Below are 17,542 nucleotides of genomic sequence, written 5' to 3'. Positions count from 1 at the left end.
CGCTGCGTGATCAGCCCCGGGTGTGCTGGCCGACCATCTGTACCCTGCCGGTGCCCTCGATGATCTCGCCAGCCTGCCAGGCGTCGACGCCCCGGCCGGTCAGCGTGGCCAGGGCCCGGTCGGCGTCCTCGGCGGAGACGATCGCGAACATGCCGACGCCCATGTTGAAGGTCGCATCCATCTCATGGTCCTCGATCCGGCCCTTGGACTGGATCAGGTCGAAGATCGGCTGCGGCTTCCAGGTGGAGCGGTTGACCACCGCATCGACGTGCTCGGGCAGAATCCGGACCAGGTTGCCCGGGATGCCGCCGCCGGTGACGTGCGCGATCGAGCGCACCTCGGCCTCGGCGATCAGCTTGAGGCAGTCCTGGGCATAGATCTTGGTCGGGGTGAGCAGTTCCTCGCCGAGGGTGCGCTGCCGACCGAAGTCGTCGATCACCACGTCCAGCCGCATCCGGCCGGCCCCCAGCAGCACGTGCCGGACCAGGGAGTACCCGTTGGAGTGCAGGCCCGAGGAGCGCATGGCGATGACCACGTCGCCGATCTCGACCCGGTCCGGGCTGAGGATCTCGCTCTCCTCGACCACGCCGACGCCGGTGGCGGAGACGTCGTACTCGTCCGGGCGCAGCACGCCGGGGTGCTCGGCGGTCTCGCCGCCCAGCAACGCGCAGCCGGCGTACCGGCAGCCGTCGGCGATGCCGGCGCCGATCTCGGCCACCTTGTCCGGGACGACCTCGCCGCAGGCGATGTAGTCGAGCAGGAACAGCGGCTCGGCACCGCAGGCCACCAGGTCGTCGACGACCATGGCGACCAGGTCGATGCCGATCGTGTCGTGGATGTCGAGCTGCTGGGCGATCACCAGCTTGGTGCCGACGCCGTCGGTCGAGGACGCCAGGATCGGGTTCTTGTACTTCTTCGTGTCCAGCCGGAACAGGCCGGCGAAGCCGCCGAGGTCGCCCATGACCTCCGGGCGACGGGTCTGCTTCACCTTGGACTTGAGCAGCTCGACCGCGCGGTCGCCCGCCTCGATCGAGACGCCGGCGTCCGCGTACGAGACCGAGCGTTTGCGCGCCGGGCGGCCGGTGCCGGCCGTCCAGGGCTGGCGGTCGCCACCGGCGCCGGTCGGGCTGCTTCCTGTGCCGCTGCGCTCGGACACGTGCGTCACGGTTCTCCCCTTTGTGGTTCTCGCGGGGTACCGGGGCTGACCGGCGGGCCCGCGTCGGGCGGTGCTATGGGCGGTGTACGGTCGCGCCGCCCGGAGCGGCGACGAGCGGTGCGGCGGCGTGCTCCGGGTCCGGGGCACCAGCGACTCGGCGTCCCACTCCCTCGAGCACGTGCTTGCCGATCAGGTTCCCGGCCGGCAGCTCGATCGGGTACTCCCCGTCGAAACAGGCCCGGCAGAGCCGGGTCTTCGGCTGCTCGGTCGCGGCGATCAGGCCCGACAACGAGACGTAGCCCAGCGTGTCGGCGCCGATGGAGCGCCGGATGCCCTCGTTGTCCAGCCCGTTGGCGAGCAACTCGGCCCGGGTGGCGAAGTCGATGCCGTAGAAACACGGCCAGTTGACCGGCGGGGAGGAGATCCGGACATGGACCTCCAGAGCACCCGCCTCGCGCAGCATCCGGACAATGGCCCGCTGGGTGTTGCCGCGCACGATCGAGTCGTCCACGACGACCAGCCGCTTGCCCCGCACGTTCTCCCGCAGCGGGTTGAGCTTGAGCCGGATGCCGAGCTGACGCAGGGTCTGCGACGGCTGGATGAAGGTGCGCCCCACGTACGGGTTCTTCATCAGGCCGGCGCCGTAGGTGATCCCGGACTCCTCCGCGTAGCCGATCGCCGCCGGGGTACCGGACTCCGGCACCGGGATGACCAGGTCGGCCTCGACCGGGTGCTCCTTGGCGAGCTGGCGGCCGATCTGCACCCGGGCGGCGTGCACGTTGCGCCCGGCGATGGTGGCGTCCGGCCGGGCGATGTAGACGTACTCGAAGAGGCAGCCCTTCGGCTCCGGCGCGGCGAACCGGCTGGACCGCAGGCCGTCCTCGTCGATCGCGATCAGCTCGCCCGGCTCCACCTCGCGGACCACGCTCGCCCCGACGATGTCCAGGGCGGCCGTCTCGCTGGCCACCACCCAGCCGCGCTCCAGCCGGCCGAGGACCAGCGGGCGCACGCCGTGCGGGTCGCGGGCCGCGTAGAGCGTCGACTCGTCCATGAAGACGAAACTGAACGCGCCGCGCAGCTGGGGCAGCACCTCCAGCGCGGCGGCCTCGACCGAGAGGTCCGGCCGGCTGGCCAGCAGCATGGTCACCAGCGAGGTGTCGTTGGTCGAGCCGTCGGCGACCATGCCCCGCTCGGCGACCTCACGCTGCAGCTCGGCGGTGTTGACCAGGTTGCCGTTGTGCGCCAGCGCGATCGTGATGCCCGCACTGGTGGACCGGATGGTCGGCTGGGCGTTCTCCCAGGTCGAGCCGCCCGTCGTCGAGTAGCGCGCGTGCCCGATCGCCAGATGCCCGCGCAGGCTGGCCAGGGTGGGCTCGTCGAAGACCTGGGCCACCAGGCCGAGATCCTTGTAGACCACCACGCCCGAGCCGTCGCTGACGGCGATCCCGGCGGCCTCCTGGCCCCGGTGCTGGAGGGCGTAGAGCCCGAGGTAGGTCAGGTTGGCGACCGCCTCCCCGGGCGCCCAGACGCCGAAGACGCCACACGCGTCCTGCGGGCCGGGTCGTTGGGGATCAAGGTCGTGGCTCAGCCGGCCGTCGCCTCGGGGCACTTACCGCTCCCTCATGCTGGGTCTGGACTGGCCGGGCGGGATCTCGGGGGCGGATCCGCGCTTGCTCGGCCGGGACCACTGTCGTCGCCTCAGAGTGTACGCGAATGAGCGTCAATACTGAGAGTCACGGTGTGACCCCTTTCCGTGTCTGGCGTGTTGGCTAGTCGCCCAGTCGGAGCGGAAGGTGCACGGAGAGGTCAGCGCGGACACCGCTGACCCGTACGCGCCCCTCGGCGACCGCGTCCGCCCAGCTTCGGCGGCCCGTCGCCAGCTCCAACCAGGTCGCCGGGTCCAGCTCGACGACGTTGGGCGGGGTGCCACGGGTGTGTCGGGGACCGGGAATGCACTGAACTGCACCGTAAGGTGGAACACGCACCTCCACCGATCGGCCGGGGGCTCGGTCCGCAAGGGCGGCCAAGAGGGCACGAACCGCCTCCCGGTACACCAGCCGTTCGGGCGTACGACCCTCGTCGAGGGCGGCGAGCGCGGCGGCCACGGCTGCGGACTTTGTGTGCGGAGAGGACACGACGGGACGATACGACCCGGCTCCGACGCTTTCGACACGGCCCTGGGTCGCGCCGATCCGGTCAGACAAGGCATAGTTGCCGACGGCGTATTCGTACCGTGATGATCCCCGGCCCGGCGCCCCGCCGGCCAGGGAAGTCAGACCGGAAGGCGGTGGACGTGTCAACACACCGACGTGCCTGGAAGCAGCGGGCCGGTGTGGTCGTGGCGCTGGTGGTCGGCGTCCTGCTCGCCGCCCCCGCCGCACCCGCCCTGGCAGCCGACATCAGCGTCTCCCCTGGTTCAGCGACCATCCAGGCAGGCGGTACCACCGACGTCAACGTGCAGCTGACGCCGAGGAGCGACGACGAGAAGTTCGTCCTCATCACCGTGGCGGGTCTCCCGCGAGGCGTGAGCTGTGGGAGCGGCTGCGGCAAGGTCGACTTCGACGGCACCGGCCCGGCGAACCACGTCGTCCAGCTCCGCGCCTCCGGCGACGCGCCGAACGCGGAAAACCAGCGGGTGACGGTCAACGCGACCAGCCCCCAGGGCGGCCAGAACGGTCGGGACCTCCAGCTCACCGTGAAGGCGAAGGCCGCGCCGACCCCGACGCAGGAGCAGGTGCAGACCGTCAAGTCGGTCTCCGGCAAGGTGGTGGCCACAGCCAACAACGCGGCGGTGCCGAACGCCACCGTCATGCTCCAGGACAGCGCCGGCCACCATTACGAGACCACCAGCGACGGCAGCGGGAACTTCCGCTTCACCGGCAGCAAGGACCGGCCGATCACCCCGGGCCGGATCGGTATCGGTGCCGTCCGGGGCGAGTTCCGCACCACCAAGTCCTTCGACGCGAGCGCCGGGCAGAGCGTGACCGGGCAGCGGATCAGCCTGGCGATCAAGGTCGAGGTGAGCCCGAGTCCCACCCCGTCGGCCAGCGAGGAGCCGCTGCCCACCGAGGAGCCGACCGAGGAGACCACCGAGGAAGGCCCCGCGGCCACCCCTGGGGCCCCGAAGAACGCCGCCGCCGAGGACGACTCCGACGGCTTCAACTGGCTGCTCATCCTGCTCGGCGGCCTGTTCGTGGCCGTCGGCGTGGGCACCATCGTGCTGCTCTGGATGAAGCGCCGGGAGAACGGCGACGACACCGACGACGACGCCCCGGCCGGTGCCGTCGCGGTGCCCGCCGCCCGGGGGGCGTACCACGGGGCGGACGACAAGACCCGGGTGGTCAACCGGGGCGCCGGGCCGGACCCGACGATGGTCGGTGGCGCCTCGCTCAGCGACGCACCGACGATGATGCAGCGGCCGATCGTGGACGACGTCCCGCCGGACCCGTACGCCGCCCCGCCGTCCGCCTACGGCTCCGGTGGCCAGCAGGGCGGCTGGGGAGCCGGCAGCGGCGGCGGATACGGCGACGAGCCCCAGGGCGGCGGCTACGGCACGGCCGGGGGCTACGGCACCGCGCCCGCCTCCGGGGCCGGCTACGGCACCGCGCCCGCCTCCGGGGCCGGCTACGGCACCGCGCCCGCCTCCGGGGCCGGCTACGGCACCGCGCCCGCCTCCGGGGCCGGCTACGGCACCGCGCCCGCCTCCGGGGCCGGCTACGGCACCGCGCCCGCCTCCACCGGCGGCTACGGCGGGTACGGCACCGACGCCCCGGCGTCCGGCGGCGGCTACGGCGGCCGGGGCTACGGCGCACCAGCGGACGCGGCGGCCCAGGGCTACCCGGGCCAGGGCGGCGGCTACGGCGAGCGCTACGACGAGCCGACCGGCCGGTACACCGGCGAGGGCACCGGTTCGTACATCCCGCCGGCGGACCCGTACCCGACCAGCACCTACCAGGCCGACCAGGGCCACAACTACGGCCAGCCGGAGCCGCCTCCGCAGTACGGCCGCGGCGGCGAGCCCACCGGCGGCGGGTACGGCCAGCCGGGCGGCTACGACGCCGGCCAGCCGGGCGGCGGCTACGGCGGTCAGCAGGGTGGCGGCTACGGCGGTCAGCAGGGTGGCGGCTACGGCGGTCAGCAGGGTGGCTACGACGCCGGCCAGCCGGGCGGCGGCCACGGCGGCCAGCCGGGCGGCGGCCACGACCAGCGCGGTGGCAGCTACGGCGGCGAGAGCTACGGCCAGCAGGGCGGCTACGGCCAGGCAGGCGGGTACGGCCAGCAGGGCGGGGGGTACGGCCAGGAGCCCCCGCAGCAGCGTGGAGGGTACGGCCAGGAGCCCCCGCAGCAGGGTCACGGATACGACCAGCCAACCAGCTACGACCAGCAGCAGGGCGGCTACGGCGACCAGGCCCAGCCGGGTCGGGCCCGGCCCGACGGCCCGCCGCAGCAGGACCGTGGCGGGCGCCGGCTGGACTGGCTGGACGACTGACCCTCGCGGGTCGACCGCCCGCACCGCGACGCAGAGAGCGGCTGCCCCGTCGGGCAGCCGCTCTCGCCCGTCGGGGCCGGGGAGGGACAGAGAAAGGGACCGGCCGAGGGGCGGGCGAGCCGGCTCAGGCGGCCGAGAAGACGCCTTGCCGCAGCACCGGTACCACGTCCGAGACGCCGACCTGGACCGCGACCTCCACGTCGTCGGCAAAGCCGCCCTCAATGAGTTCCCGGCCGGAGACGCAGCCGCGCACGGCGGCCGGCACGTCCGGGGTGCTGGCCAGCGCGGCGAGGGTCATCGCGGCCTCCACCGACAGCCCGCCGGGCACCCCGGAGAGGACGTCGAGCACGCACCCCGCCCCGAGCTGGTCCTCCACGGAGGGTCGCAGGGCGCCGTCGGGCCAGCGCTCGCCGGAGGCGATCACGCCGATCGGGCCGTCGGCCGAGCCGTACCCCCGCTCACACAGCCAGCGCCCGACGGCGCGGGCGTTGCGCAGGCAGGCGGCGACCACCGGAAGCCCGGTGGCGCTGGCGGCGGCGCTGATCGCCGAGCCGTTCGGCGACGGCAGCACGAGGTCAGCGACGACCGGCGCGGTGCGCAGCGCCGCCGGGGAGAGCGACCACGGGTGCTCCGGGGTCATCTGCCGGCGGCCCACGGCCGCTACCGCGCCAACCCGACGCGCGTACTCCGCCGCCTGCTCGCCCCAGGGGAACGGGTGCACCCGCATCCCCCGGGCGACCGCGACCTCCACGGCGGTGGTGAACGAGAGCACGTCCACCACCACCAGGACGGCGCAGACGCGGCCGAGCTCCGCCGCGCCGGTCAGCCCCCAGTCGAACCGGGCACCGGAGCCGGGTTGGGCGAAGACGGCCGCGGCCAACGTCTCAGCGCTGATCGGGCGCGGCGAACCCGGCGCCACCAGCGCCGGATTCGGTCGCCCGGGAGGGACCGGTGGCCCGCTCCGCGCCGTCGACCCGCTCGGGCCCGCCGTCGACCGGCTGCCCGGACGCCCCGCCCGGGGCGTCGGCGGTGGGCCTGGCCGCGGGCGCCGCCGTCGTGTCGGCGGCCGTCATGTCTGCCAGGGCGGACCCGGTGTGCTCCGGCGCCACCCGATCGGCCGGCGCGGCGACGGGGGCCGCCGCCTCCCGGGCACCCTCGACGGTGTCGACCGCCGGAGCCGGGGCCGAAGCAGCCGCGGTCGCCGCCGGAGCGGTGCGGGGCCCGGCGGGGGCGGCCTCGGCCGACTCCGTCCTGCCGAACAGCCGGGGCAGCGTGGCGCCGTGTACGGCGTGCAGCTCGTCCAGGCCGATTCGGAACTGGCCGCGCACCTCAAGGGCCCCGCTGGCCTGGTCGGTGACCCCGATGATCTCCCACGGGACCCCGCGCTCGGCGCAGAGGGAGGTGAACGCCTTCTCGTGGCCGCGCGGCACCGAGACCAGGACCCGCCCGGCGGACTCGCTGAACAGGAAGACGAACGGCATCGAACCGCCGGCGAAGTGCTCCGGCACCGCGATCTGTGCTCCGACCCCGCGGCGCAGGCAGGACTCGACCAGGCTCTGCGCGAGGCCACCGTCGGACAGATCGTGCGCCGAGCTGAGGTGCCCGACCCGGGCGGCCTCGGCCAGCAGCTCGGCGAGCTGCCGCTCGCGGGACAGGTCGACCTGCGGCGGGATGCCGCCGAGGTGCTCGTGGGTCACCCAGGCCCACTCCGAGCCGGAGAGCTCCACGTGCGTCTCGCCGAGCAGGAAGAGCTGGTCGTGATCGCCGCCGGTGCGCGGGACGAAGCCCATCGACACGCGCTCGGCCACGTCGTCCAGCACGCCGAGCACGCCGACCACCGGGGTCGGGTGGATCGCAGCCGCGCCGGTCTGGTTGTAGAAGCTGACGTTGCCGCCGGTCACCGGGATACCCAGCTCCAGGCAGCCGTCCGCCAGGCCGCGGACGGCCTCGGCGAACTGCCACATCACGCCCGGGTCCTCCGGCGAGCCGAAGTTGAGGCAGTTGGTCACGGCGATCGGCTTCGCGCCGGTCACCGCCACGTTCCGGTACGCCTCGGCCAGCGCCAGCTTCGTGCCGTGATACGGGTCGAGCCGGGCGTACCGGCCGTTGCCGTCCAGCGACAGGGCGACGCCCAGACCGGTGCGCTCGTCGATCCGGATCACGCCGGAGTCCTCCGGCTGGGCGAGCACGGTGTTGCCCAGCACGTACCGGTCGTACTGCTCGGTGACCCAGGTCTTGTCGGCCAGGTTCGGCGACGCGATCATGCGCAGCACGGTCTCCCGCAGCGCCTCCGGGGTCGCCGGCCGGGGCAGCGTCTCGGCCCGGTCGGCCTGGATGAGGATCAGGTCGGCCGGCTCGCGCATCGGACGGGCGTAGACCGGACCGTCGTCGACCAGCGAGCCCGGCGGGACGTCCACCACGAGATGGTCGCGCCAGGTGATCACCAGCCGGCCCGGCTGGCCGTCCGGGGACGGCGCGGTGACCTCGCCGATGGCGGTGGCCCAGACGCCCCACTTCTCGGCGGTCTTGAGCACCGCCTCCAACTTGTCCGGGGCGACGACCAGCAGCATCCGCTCCTGCGACTCGCTGGCCAGGATCTCGTGCGGCTCCATCGAGGCCTCGCGCAGCGGGACCCGCTCCAGCCGGACCCGCATGCCGGTGCCGGCGGAGGCGGCGGTCTCGGTGAGCGCGCAGGTCAATCCGGCTCCGCCGAGGTCCTGGATGCCGACGACCAGCTCGGCGTCGTACAGCTCCAGGCACGCCTCGATGAGCAGCTTCTCCATGAACGGGTCGCCGACCTGCACGGACGGGCGGCGCCGCTCGCTGCCCTCGTCGAAGGTGGCGCTGGCCAGCACCGACACGCCGCCGATGCCGTCCCGGCCGGTCCGGGCACCCATGAGCACCACGACGTTGCCGGGGCCGGCGGCCTCCTTCTTCTGCAGCCGGTCGACCGGAAGCACGCCGAGGCAGAGCGCGTTGACCAGGGGGTTGCCCTGGTAGCAGGGGTCGAAGACGACCTCGCCGCCGATGTTGGGCAGGCCGAGGCAGTTGCCGTAGCCGGCGACACCGGCCACCACGCCGGGCAGCACCCGGGCGGTGTCGGGGTGATCGGCCGCGCCGAAGCGCAGCGGGTCCATCACGGCGACCGGGCGGGCGCCCATGGCGAGGATGTCCCGGACGATGCCGCCGACGCCGGTCGCCGCGCCCTGGTACGGCTCGACGAAGCTCGGGTGGTTGTGCGACTCGACCTTGAAGGTCACCGCCAGTTCGGCGGAGACCTGGACCACGCCGGCGTTCTCGCCGATGCCGGCGAGCAGCCGGTCGCTCGGCGGGGCCTTCTCGCCGAACTGGCGCAGGTGCACCTTGCTCGACTTGTAGGAGCAGTGTTCGCTCCACATGATCGAGTACATGGCCAGCTCGGCCTGGGTGGGGCGGCGACCGAGGATGTGCCGGATCCGGTCGTACTCGTCGTCGCGCAGGCCCAGCTCGGCGTACGGCTGGAGCTCGCCGGGGGTGTCCATGGCACGCGGCACGGTGTCGGGGCCGTGCGCCCAGTCGCCGGAGGGCGCGGACCGGGCCTGGTCGGGGTGACGGACCGCCTCGACGGGCCGGGCCGGGACCGGGCCGGGCTGCGGCGTCACGGGAGCCGTGAACGGCTCCGCCGGGGCGGCCGGGAAGCCGCCCGGGTTCTCCCGTACCGCCGGGTCCGGATGGGTGGTCATGACCTCTCCTCGCTGCGCTCGCCGCCGCAGGGGCGGTTGAGCCGACCGATGGTGCCGCGCACGGTCACGCCGGGGCCCCCACCAGGTGCTTGAGCACCGAGGTGAAGAAGCCGAGGCCGTCCAGGGAGGGGCCGGTGAGCGCCTCCACCGCGTGCTCGGGGTGCGGCATGATGCCGACCACGTTGCCGGCGGGGTTGGTGATCGCGGCGATGTCGCGTTGCGACCCGTTGGGGTTGCCGCGAACGTAGCGGGCGACGACCCGGCCCTCGGCCTCGAGCTGGTCGAGCGTCGCGGCGTCGGCGACGTAGCAGCCCTCGCCGTTCTTGACCGGGATCAGCACCTCCTGGCCCGGCTGGAACGTGTTCGTCCACGCCGTGCCGGCGGCCTCGATCCGGAGGGCCTGGTCCCGGTTACGGAAGTGCAGGTGCTGGTTGCGGGTGAGCGCGCCGGGCAGCAGGTGGGCCTCGCAGAGGATCTGGAAACCGTTGCAGATGCCGAGCACGGGCAGGCCGCCCCGGGCGGCGTCCACCAGGGTCTCCATCACCGGGGCGAACCGGGCGATGGCACCGCAGCGCAGGTAGTCGCCGTAGGAGAAGCCGCCGGGGAGGACGACGGCGTCCACCCCGCGCAGGTCCGCCTCGCCGTGCCAGAGCCGGACCGGCTCGGCTCCGGCGATCCGGACGGCCCGGGCGGCGTCCCCGTCGTCGAGCGAGCCGGGGAACGTCACCACACCGACCCGCGCGGTCACGGGCGTGCGCCCACGGTCTCGTCGGCCTCGACCACGCGGACGGTGAAGTCCTCGATGACCGGGTTGGCGAGCAGCTTGTCGGCAATTTCCCGGGCCCGGTCCAGGTCCGGTTCACCGGTGAACTCGATCTCGATCCGCCTGCCGATCCGGACAGAGGCGACGTCGCTGACGCCGAGCCGGGGCAGCGCGTTTGCGACGGCCTGGCCCTGAGGATCGAGGATCTCGGGCTTGAGCATGACGTCGACGACGACGCGAGGCACTGGGCACTCCTGACTGTGTACGCAGTTGGGTGCCGACCCACAACGGGCGAGCGCAGCCAGCCTACCTGGCAGATACCGCCTCAGCCCCACCGGCCGGGGGCAGTTCAGGCAGTGATCAACATAACCGGCCGCCCGGTGTCCGGTCCTGCGTGAAACGTCCCAGAGCAGGTCGTTCGCCACGCCACGGAGAGCCAAATTGTTACATCAACCAGCCTCGATTGCACTCTTGTCGCAAGACGCGCCGACCCCTACTATCCATCGATAGATCTCCATGCAAAGCCGGCGGGTGGACCGTGACCCACGCCGGCGCGACCGACCCGGCGATCCCGGGTCCGAGAGGCAAGGAGTACGTCCCGATGCGTATCCGTTCCCTGCTCGCCGTGGTCGGAACCGCCCTGGTCGGCGTCCTGGGCGCCGCCGGCGGCGCAGTCGCCGCCCCGGCCGGCCCTCAGCCGATCATCGGCGGCGGCACCGTCTCCTCCGCCCCGTGGGCGGCCGCCGTTTTCAGCAACGGCTCGTTCACCTGCTCCGGCAGCGTCATCGCCGCGCAGTGGGTGCTCACCGCCCGGCACTGCGTCAGCGGCACCATGTCCGTGCGGGTCGGCAGCGTCTACTACGCCTCGGGCGGCACCACCCGCACCGTGAGCGCCTCGTACACCCGCTACGACCTGGCCCTGCTGCAGCTGTCCAGCACGGTCAGCACGTCCACCGTCACGCTGGCCAGCGCCAACCCGCCGGTCGGCTCCACCAACACGATCTACGGCTGGGGCATGACCTGCTACAGCGGCTGCTCCGCCTCCAGCCAGCTCAAGACCGCCAGCGTCCAGGTGACCAGCACCAACGTGACCGACGCGTACGGCGGGCAGGCGATCCGGAGCACCCGGATCAACGGCAACGCGTGGCGGGGCGACTCGGGTGGCCCGCAGTTCTACAGCGGCCGACAGGTCGGCGTGGCGTCCACCGCCGACGGGTCGAGCATCCAGAACTACGGCAGCGTCGCGTACAACCGGGCCTGGATCACCTCGGTGGCCGGTGTCTGACGGTCACCCGTCCCGGCACCCCGTCTGGGGCCTGTCGGGTCGTTGACACCGCGGGCGGCGCGGATGGTCGGCAGAGCGCCGGCCGTCCGCGCCGACCCGTTTTGCAGCATCCGGTCAGCTGACCACGGCCGACGAACCGGCCCCCGGCCGATGCGACAGCATCGAACCGTGCTGGTCGTGACGACGGATCAACTGCCCGGCTACGAGATCCGCCAGATCCTCGGCGAAGTGGTGTCCTCGATGGCCAGGACGCGCAACCCGTACCGCGAGGGGGTGAAGAACCTTCGCGGCGGCGCGTACGACCCGATGGCGCCGGACAACCTGACCCGCTGGCGGACGGACTCGGTGGCCCGCCTCGGCGAGGAGGCCCGCCGCCTCGGCGCGAACGCCGTGATCGGCATGCGCTTCGACAGCCGGGACTGCGGCGAGATGTGGATGGAGATCTGCGCGTACGGCACGGCGGTGATCGTGGCCCCCAAGACCCCGGACATCATGCCCCCGGACCAGCCCATGATCGCGGCCGAGACGGCCAACGACCCGGCGATCACCGGGTCCCCCGGCGGCATCGCCGAACCGGCCAGCGCCCCCAACCTCAGCTCCGCCGCCGAAACCCCCACCCGCAACTCCTGACCCACCCCACCCCGCGCGCAGTCCCGCCCGGCGCAGTCCCGCCCGGCAAGGGGGCGAGGCGGGTGGGGTGGGTCAGAGGATGGGGGGTGGGGAGTAGTTGGCGGCGTCGGGGTGGGCGGTGACGATCTTGGCAATGCGGGTGGTGACCGCGTTGACCTGGGCCTCGGCGGCGCCGACGAAGGCGGTGCGGTCGGCGACCAGGTCGTCGATGTCGGCGCGGGACAGGCCGAGTCGCTCGTCCCCGGCCAGACGGTCGAAGAGGTCGTTCTCGGCGGTGCCCCGCTCGCGCATGGCCAGCGCCACACCGACCGCGTGCTCCTTGATCGCCTCGTGCGCGGCCTCCCGGCCGACGCCCCGCCGGACCGCCGCGACCAGGATCTTCGTGCTGGCCAGGAAGGGCAGGAAGCGCTCCAGCTCCCGGTTGATCACCGCCGGGTACGCCCCGAACTCGTCGAGCACGGTGAGGAACGTCTGGAACAGCCCGTCGGCGGCGAAGAACGCGTCCGGCAGGGCGACCCGGCGGACCACCGAGCAGGAGACGTCCCCCTCGTTCCACTGGTCACCGGCCAGCTCGCCGACCATCGACAGGTACCCCCGAATGATCACCGCGAAGCCGTTCACCCGCTCGCTGGACCGGGTGTTCATCTTGTGCGGCATCGCGCTGGAACCCACCTGGCCCGGCTTGAAGCCCTCGGTGACCAGCTCCTGGCCGACCATCAGCCGGATCGTGGTGGCCAGCGACGACGGGGCGGCGGCCACCTGTGCCAGTGCGGCCAGCACCGCCATGTCGATCGAGCGCGGGTAGACCTGGCCGACGCTGTCCAGCACCCGGGAGAAGCCGAGATGCTCGGCGACCCGGCGTTCCAGCTCGGCGACCTTCGCGGCGTCACCGTCGAACAGGTCGAGCTGGTCGGCGGAGGTGCCGACCGGGCCCTTGATCCCACGCAGGGGGTACCAGTTGATCAGGTCTTCGAGCCGCTCGTACGCGATCAGCAGCTCCTCGGCGGCCGACGCGAAGCGCTTGCCCAGCGTGGTGGCCTGCGCGGCGACGTTGTGCGAGCGGCCGGTCAGCACCAGGCCGGAGTGCTCGTGGGCGAGCCGGGCCAGCCGGGCCAGCGTGGCGACGACCCGGTCCCGGACCAGCTCCAACGAGGCACGTACCTGGAGTTGCTCGACGTTCTCGGTGAGGTCCCGGGAGGTCATCCCCTTGTGCACGTGTTCGTGCCCGGCGAGCGCGCTGAACTCCTCGATCCGGGCCTTCACGTCGTGCCGGGTGACCCGCTCGCGCTCGGCGATCGAGGCCAGGTCGACGTCGTCCAGCACCCGCTCGTACGCCTCGACGACCCCGTCGGGGACGGCCACGCCGAGGTCGCGCTGGGCGCGGAGGACGGCGAGCCAGAGCCGCCGCTCCATCCGTACCTTCTCCTCCGGTGACCAGAGGGCGACCAGTTCGGGCGAGGCGTACCGGTGGGCGAGCACGTTCGGGATCGTCGTCACGTACCTCATTCTCCCGCACGTCGGGCTCGTCACCCCAGCCAGGCCACCAGGACTCACACCGTGGGCACGTCGTGCACCGGGGCGCTCACCACGATGGTCTTGGTCTGCTTGCCGTGGGAGTTGCGCACGGTCAGCGTGTACGTGTGCTTCTGGACGTCGCCCTCCACGCCCGAGCAGGGGAAGTTGAAGGCCTCGCTGCCGGCCGACGGGTAGTCGTCGGCGTAGATGCCGGGGCCGTCGATCGAGAGGGCGACGGAGTCGACGTTGCTGACCCTCCACTCCACGAGGACCGGGCTCCCGGCGATCGGGTTGATGTTGGTCCCGGCCGGGCAGGACGGCCCGTCGGCGACCCGGAAGTAGGCGATGGTGGGACCGCTCGACTTCGTGCCGGACTGACTGCCGCCACCGGTCGCGCCACCGCCCGTAGCGCCGCCACCGGGCGCGCCACCGCCCTTCGTGCCACCGCCCGTCGTGCCACTGCCCTTCGTGCCACCGCCCGTCGTGCCACCGCCCTTCGTGCCGGTGTCGGGGCCGCCGGGGGCGTTGGTCGTCGCGGCGGCGCCCGGTGCCGCAGCCGCGTCGTCGGGGGCCCCGGTCACCGCCGTCGACGCGGTGGACTCCGTGGAACTCGTCGTGGACGTGCAGCCGCTGGCCGCGAGCGCGACGACCAGGACGACGGCGGCGGGGCGGAGCAGGGCTCGACCAGGCATGGCCACTCCTTCGGGGGCGCCACCGGCGAGGTCCGAGGCGGCTGGAACCCACCATAGGTACGCCCGGCAACAGCGGCCCGACCTGCACGGTTACCTCTGCCCCGTCGGTCCTGTGGACAAGGACGTGCCGGTCAGCGACCGCGGCTCGCGGGTTGCTCGTTGCGCCTCCCCGCCTGGATCAACGGGAGGCCGTCGGCCACCCAGGCAGATCAGCCGGCGTCAGGACCCGGGCGCGGGGCGGCCCGTGAGGGCCCGCCAGAGCGCCGCGCACGCCTGCTCCTCGGTGTCGAACGCCAGCCGGACGTCGTACCTGCCGCGCTCGTAGGCGCCGATCTCCCACCGTCCCCCCGACGACCGGCGCAGGAACCAGAAGTCGGGAGGGACCGGCACGTGCTCGTGCACGCCTTCCAGCTCGAAGGCGTCCGGTGACATCCCGGTCGCTAGCAGGGCGTCACGTACCTCGTACCGGTCCACTCCCGACCTCCCCTGTTCCCGGGCCTCAACAGACGGGCACTGTGCCGTCCGCCCCACCCTGCTGCGGCACGGCGGTCGTCGGGCACGACGGTGCAGCGGCGCCCAGGTACTCCTCGACGATGTACTGGTGGTCGATGAGCCACTGCACGTTCAGGGTCCCACCGGCCTGTGGCACGTACGCCGGGTTGAGCTGGAACTGGGTGCCCAGGCCGGGCTGGGCGAACCACGGCGCGATCGGGCCAGAGTCGACGTCGAACGGCTTGAGCACGCAGTAGGTGTGGTAGTTGGCCAACGGGGCCGCCGCCGGGACGCCGGGCGGGGGCGGCGGGATCGGTGGCGTGTTCAGGCTCTGGGGTGCCAGCGAGCGAGCGCTGAACGGGGTGCCGAGCGGGGACAGGAAGGCGCCGCCGGGAAAGCCGAAGCGGTCGAGGCGGTACCCGAACAGCAGGGTCTGCCGGGCCTTGATCGGCTCGCCGTGCGGGCCGAGGGCGTAGCCGTCCTGCGGCGGGAAGCGCAACTGGGCCGGGCTGCCGGCGGTGTAGTTCGCCAGCCATTGGCTCTCGGTCTGCGCACCGAGCCGCTGGTAGCCGGCAAGCAGCGGCCCGACCGGTGCGCCGGCGGGCAGTTGGGCCGGCCCGAGCAGCCTGTTTCCGTCGAAGAACTGGGTGGTCTCCGGCGCGTTCGGCGGCAGGCCGGCACGGCAGAGGCTCTGTGGCGGCGGCGGTGACGGCTGGGAGGGGCCACCACCGGGGTAGGGGGCCGGCCGGCCCCCGGGCTGCCCGGCCTGCGACCGGCCGTCTTCGGTGAGCGCGTCGGCCCGGGCCATCGCGGTGGGGGTGGTGAACTGGTACGCGGCACCGGGGAGCAGGACCAGGGCCGCGCCGGAGAGCGCGGCGACCAGCCAGCGTCTGGATCTCACTACGAACCTCCTCATGAAGGACGACAGGTGCCTTCATGGTTGAGGGGTTCGAAGCTGAATGTGAGGTTTTATGCGTTTTGTCAGCCGGTGGGAGAAGAGGCGCCGCTCGGCACCTCTCCCCCGTTGCGTCCGGAGCAGCACGCCGGTGAACATGATCGTTTGCTGATTCCGGAGACCACGGCCGGCGTGTCGACTCACTTCTCAGCAGACGATCAAGGAAGTCAGTCGACGCGTTTCTCCGCCGTGCCCGCCCGGACGGCGAGCCGGTCCAGGTAGCCCACCTGCAACGCCACGAAGGCGATCAGGAACAGCGCCAGCATCGGCAGCGGCAACACCTGGGCCATCAGCCCCTGCGCCGACCCGTCGGCACCGAAGGCCTCCGCGAGCCGCATGACGAGCAAGCTGGACGCTGGCGCGTGCTCGATGCCCTGGACCACCAGTCGCGGCCAGAGCCAGCTCTGCGCGCCGACCAGCCAGTCGAGCAGCCCGACGGCCGCCAGTAGGGGGAGGGCGGGCAGCAGCATGGTCGGGCCGAACCGGCCGCCGGCCGCCCAGCGCTCCCGCTGGCCCCGGAAGAAGAGGGTGAACGCCACCAGCGCGGGGATGCAGAGCCAGCCCAGCGGGATCAACCCGACGAAGGTGTCGAGCTGGTCGGCCTCCCGGACCCGGTCGAAATGGGCGATGGCCAGCGGGCCGGCGCCGACGAAGAGCCAGGGCGCGAACGGCAGCAGGAGCAACTCGCTGGCGCGGCCGAGCGGACGCAGGCCACCGATGGCGAAGCCCGCCAGGGCGGCGAGCCCCACCCCGACCACTGTGGAGATCAGCGGCGGGAGCCAGGTGTTGGCCTGGATTCTGCCGGCGGAGAGGCTGGCGGGCAGCTCTCCGGCACCCGGGGCCAGCGACCGCAGCCACGGCGCCAGCACGTAGCCGAGCAGCCCGAGGAACGCCAGCAGCCCCACCACCAGCAGGCCGAGCGCGATCGGGTTCCTCGTTCCGGGTGCCGCGCCCACCGGCCGGTCCCGCCACCCGGTGAAGACGATCCTCGTCCGGGTGACCAGGAGCAGGCCGACGGCGAGGACGCCGAGCACGGCCAGCAGCGCGAGCAGCAGCACGCTGCCCGCGGCACCGACGCCGAAGTCGAGCCGGACCATGCTGTCCTGGACGAGCCGCACCAGCGGGCCGGCGTCCTCCCTGCGTCCGCCGAGGACGGGCCACTGAAGGGACCAGGACTGCACGGTCACCGCGACGACCGCCAGCCCCAGCACGCCGCCGACGCCCAGCACCGCCGAGCGGGAGCGACCACCGGAGGAAACGCCGCCGTCTGGGCGACGCAGCGCGCCGAGGAAGAATGTGGCGCCGACCGCGACCACCAGCCCGGCGGTCAGCAGCGCCACGGTGCGTACGGCGGTGAGCGTGGGCGCCTGGGCCCAGGCGGCCCGGTCAGCCCCGACACGGTCGAGGGTCCACGCCGCGCCCACCGCGAGCGGGGCGTAGGTGGCCAGCGGCAGTGCCAGCAGCGCCCGGGTCACCAGGCGGGGCACCCGACCGGCGTGCTGTGCCGCAAGGGCGAGCAGCGGCGCGACCAGGAGCGCGAGCAACAGCGGCACCAGGGCGAGCAGCAGCGCGAAGCCCAGGTCACCGAGGAACCCGCGCTCGATCGCCTGCGCGTAGTTGTCGCCGCCCGCAGACTCGGTCGGCCCGTCCAGCAGGCTGCGCTGGCGAAAGCTCTCCACCAGGGTGTGGACCGACGGAAGCACATAGGACCAGAGCAGGGCGACAGCCGCCGGTCCGAGCAACAGCAGTCCGGTGACGACCTGGGCGCTCCGGCCGATCCCGACGCCGCCGGACGGCCTCGGACCGGGCACCGCCGCAGACGGCGGCGCGTGGCGAGTTTCGG

At 73.0% G+C, this 17,542-nt stretch carries 15 protein-coding genes; 3 read left to right on the top strand and 12 right to left on the bottom strand.

Going from position 1 to position 17,542, the window contains the following annotated elements; all coding sequences use genetic code 11:
* Nucleotides 1-10 precede the first annotated feature (10 nt).
* The 3 genes from purM to ACQPZO_RS01160 form a co-directional block, all read right to left on the bottom strand.
* Entirely contained in the window at nt 11-1,165 is a 1,155-nt protein-coding gene (gene purM, locus ACQPZO_RS01170; protein WP_396671682.1) for a phosphoribosylformylglycinamidine cyclo-ligase, read from the bottom strand.
* A gap of 64 nt (nt 1,166-1,229) precedes the next feature.
* Nucleotides 1,230-2,765, bottom strand: coding sequence for an amidophosphoribosyltransferase (purF, locus tag ACQPZO_RS01165; protein WP_433346234.1), 1,536 nt, complete (start codon nt 2,763-2,765; stop codon nt 1,230-1,232).
* Between the two features lie 160 nt (nt 2,766-2,925).
* Nucleotides 2,926-3,261 (bottom strand): sterol carrier family protein, encoded by a 336-nt coding sequence (locus ACQPZO_RS01160; RefSeq protein WP_433350706.1) that lies wholly within the window; start codon nt 3,259-3,261, stop codon nt 2,926-2,928.
* A gap of 188 nt (nt 3,262-3,449) precedes the next feature.
* Between ACQPZO_RS01160 and ACQPZO_RS01155 the strand changes: the two genes are divergently transcribed.
* A complete protein-coding gene (locus ACQPZO_RS01155) occupies nt 3,450-5,645 on the top strand; it encodes a carboxypeptidase regulatory-like domain-containing protein (protein WP_433346232.1) in 2,196 nt (731 codons plus the stop codon).
* Between the two features lie 124 nt (nt 5,646-5,769).
* On the opposite strand, the gene ACQPZO_RS01150 is transcribed toward ACQPZO_RS01155, so the two are convergent.
* From ACQPZO_RS01150 to purS, 4 genes are all read right to left on the bottom strand, one after another.
* Nucleotides 5,770-6,525 carry a 2-phosphosulfolactate phosphatase gene (locus tag ACQPZO_RS01150; RefSeq protein ID WP_433346230.1) on the bottom strand — a complete coding sequence of 252 codons (756 nt, stop codon included), beginning with the start codon at nt 6,523-6,525 and terminating at the stop codon, nt 5,770-5,772.
* A 4-nt stretch (nt 6,526-6,529) separates the two neighbouring features.
* Nucleotides 6,530-9,367, bottom strand: coding sequence for a phosphoribosylformylglycinamidine synthase subunit PurL (purL, locus tag ACQPZO_RS01145; protein WP_433346228.1), 2,838 nt, complete (start codon nt 9,365-9,367; stop codon nt 6,530-6,532).
* A gap of 64 nt (nt 9,368-9,431) precedes the next feature.
* On the bottom strand, nt 9,432-10,115 hold the full coding sequence (gene purQ / locus ACQPZO_RS01140) for a phosphoribosylformylglycinamidine synthase subunit PurQ (protein ID WP_350880559.1): 684 nt from the start codon (nt 10,113-10,115) through the stop codon (nt 9,432-9,434).
* Nucleotides 10,112-10,375: a phosphoribosylformylglycinamidine synthase subunit PurS gene (purS, locus tag ACQPZO_RS01135; protein ID WP_387017176.1), complete on the bottom strand. Its 264-nt coding sequence runs from the start codon at nt 10,373-10,375 to the stop codon at nt 10,112-10,114. The genes purQ and purS overlap by 4 nt, the downstream gene beginning before the upstream one ends.
* 356 nt (nt 10,376-10,731) lie before the next feature.
* On the opposite strand from purS, the gene ACQPZO_RS01130 reads away from it, so the two are divergent.
* Together ACQPZO_RS01130 and ACQPZO_RS01125 are read left to right on the top strand one after the other, a co-directional pair.
* Nucleotides 10,732-11,415, top strand: coding sequence for a S1 family peptidase (locus ACQPZO_RS01130; RefSeq protein WP_405114801.1), 684 nt, complete (start codon nt 10,732-10,734; stop codon nt 11,413-11,415).
* A gap of 63 nt (nt 11,416-11,478) precedes the next feature.
* Nucleotides 11,479-12,045 carry a YbjQ family protein gene (locus tag ACQPZO_RS01125; RefSeq protein ID WP_433346225.1) on the top strand — a complete coding sequence of 189 codons (567 nt, stop codon included), beginning with the start codon at nt 11,479-11,481 and terminating at the stop codon, nt 12,043-12,045.
* 72 nt (nt 12,046-12,117) lie between these two features.
* Here the strand turns inward: ACQPZO_RS01125 and purB are convergent, their stop codons facing one another.
* The 5 genes from purB to ACQPZO_RS01100 form a co-directional block, all read right to left on the bottom strand.
* The gene (gene purB / locus ACQPZO_RS01120; RefSeq protein WP_433346223.1) at nt 12,118-13,542 is read right to left on the bottom strand and encodes an adenylosuccinate lyase; all 1,425 of its coding nucleotides are present in this window, start codon (nt 13,540-13,542) and stop codon (nt 12,118-12,120) included.
* A 53-nt stretch (nt 13,543-13,595) separates the two neighbouring features.
* Complete coding sequence (locus ACQPZO_RS01115) at nt 13,596-14,252, bottom strand: hypothetical protein (protein WP_433346221.1); 657 nt, start codon at nt 14,250-14,252, stop codon at nt 13,596-13,598.
* Between the two features lie 219 nt (nt 14,253-14,471).
* A complete protein-coding gene (locus ACQPZO_RS01110; RefSeq protein ID WP_433346219.1) occupies nt 14,472-14,726 on the bottom strand; it encodes a hypothetical protein in 255 nt (84 codons plus the stop codon).
* 25 nt (nt 14,727-14,751) lie between these two features.
* On the bottom strand, nt 14,752-15,645 hold the full coding sequence (locus ACQPZO_RS01105; protein ID WP_433346217.1) for a TNT domain-containing protein: 894 nt from the start codon (nt 15,643-15,645) through the stop codon (nt 14,752-14,754).
* 221 nt (nt 15,646-15,866) lie between these two features.
* Nucleotides 15,867-17,510, bottom strand: a complete 1,644-nt coding sequence (locus ACQPZO_RS01100; protein ID WP_433346215.1) for a sugar ABC transporter permease — start codon at nt 17,508-17,510, stop codon at nt 15,867-15,869.
* Nucleotides 17,511-17,542 lie beyond the last annotated feature (32 nt).

The organism is Micromonospora sp. CA-111912 (genome assembly GCF_050948415.1).
Taxonomy (GTDB): domain Bacteria; phylum Actinomycetota; class Actinomycetes; order Mycobacteriales; family Micromonosporaceae; genus Micromonospora.
Note: the sequence above shows the minus strand (reverse complement) of the source record. Positions and strands in the feature narration are given on the sequence as shown.

What these genes read in the sequence shown, in the direction of transcription:
- purL (WP_433346228.1), bottom strand. Translation starts at nt 9,367, where the DNA reads ATGACCACCCATCCGGACCCGGCGGTACGGGAGAACCCGGGCGGCTTC.
- ACQPZO_RS01130 (WP_405114801.1), top strand. Translation starts at nt 10,732, where the DNA reads ATGCGTATCCGTTCCCTGCTCGCCGTGGTCGGAACCGCCCTGGTCGGC.
- ACQPZO_RS01115 (WP_433346221.1), bottom strand. Translation starts at nt 14,252, where the DNA reads ATGCCTGGTCGAGCCCTGCTCCGCCCCGCCGCCGTCGTCCTGGTCGTC.
- ACQPZO_RS01125 (WP_433346225.1), top strand. Translation starts at nt 11,479, where the DNA reads ATGGTCGGCAGAGCGCCGGCCGTCCGCGCCGACCCGTTTTGCAGCATC.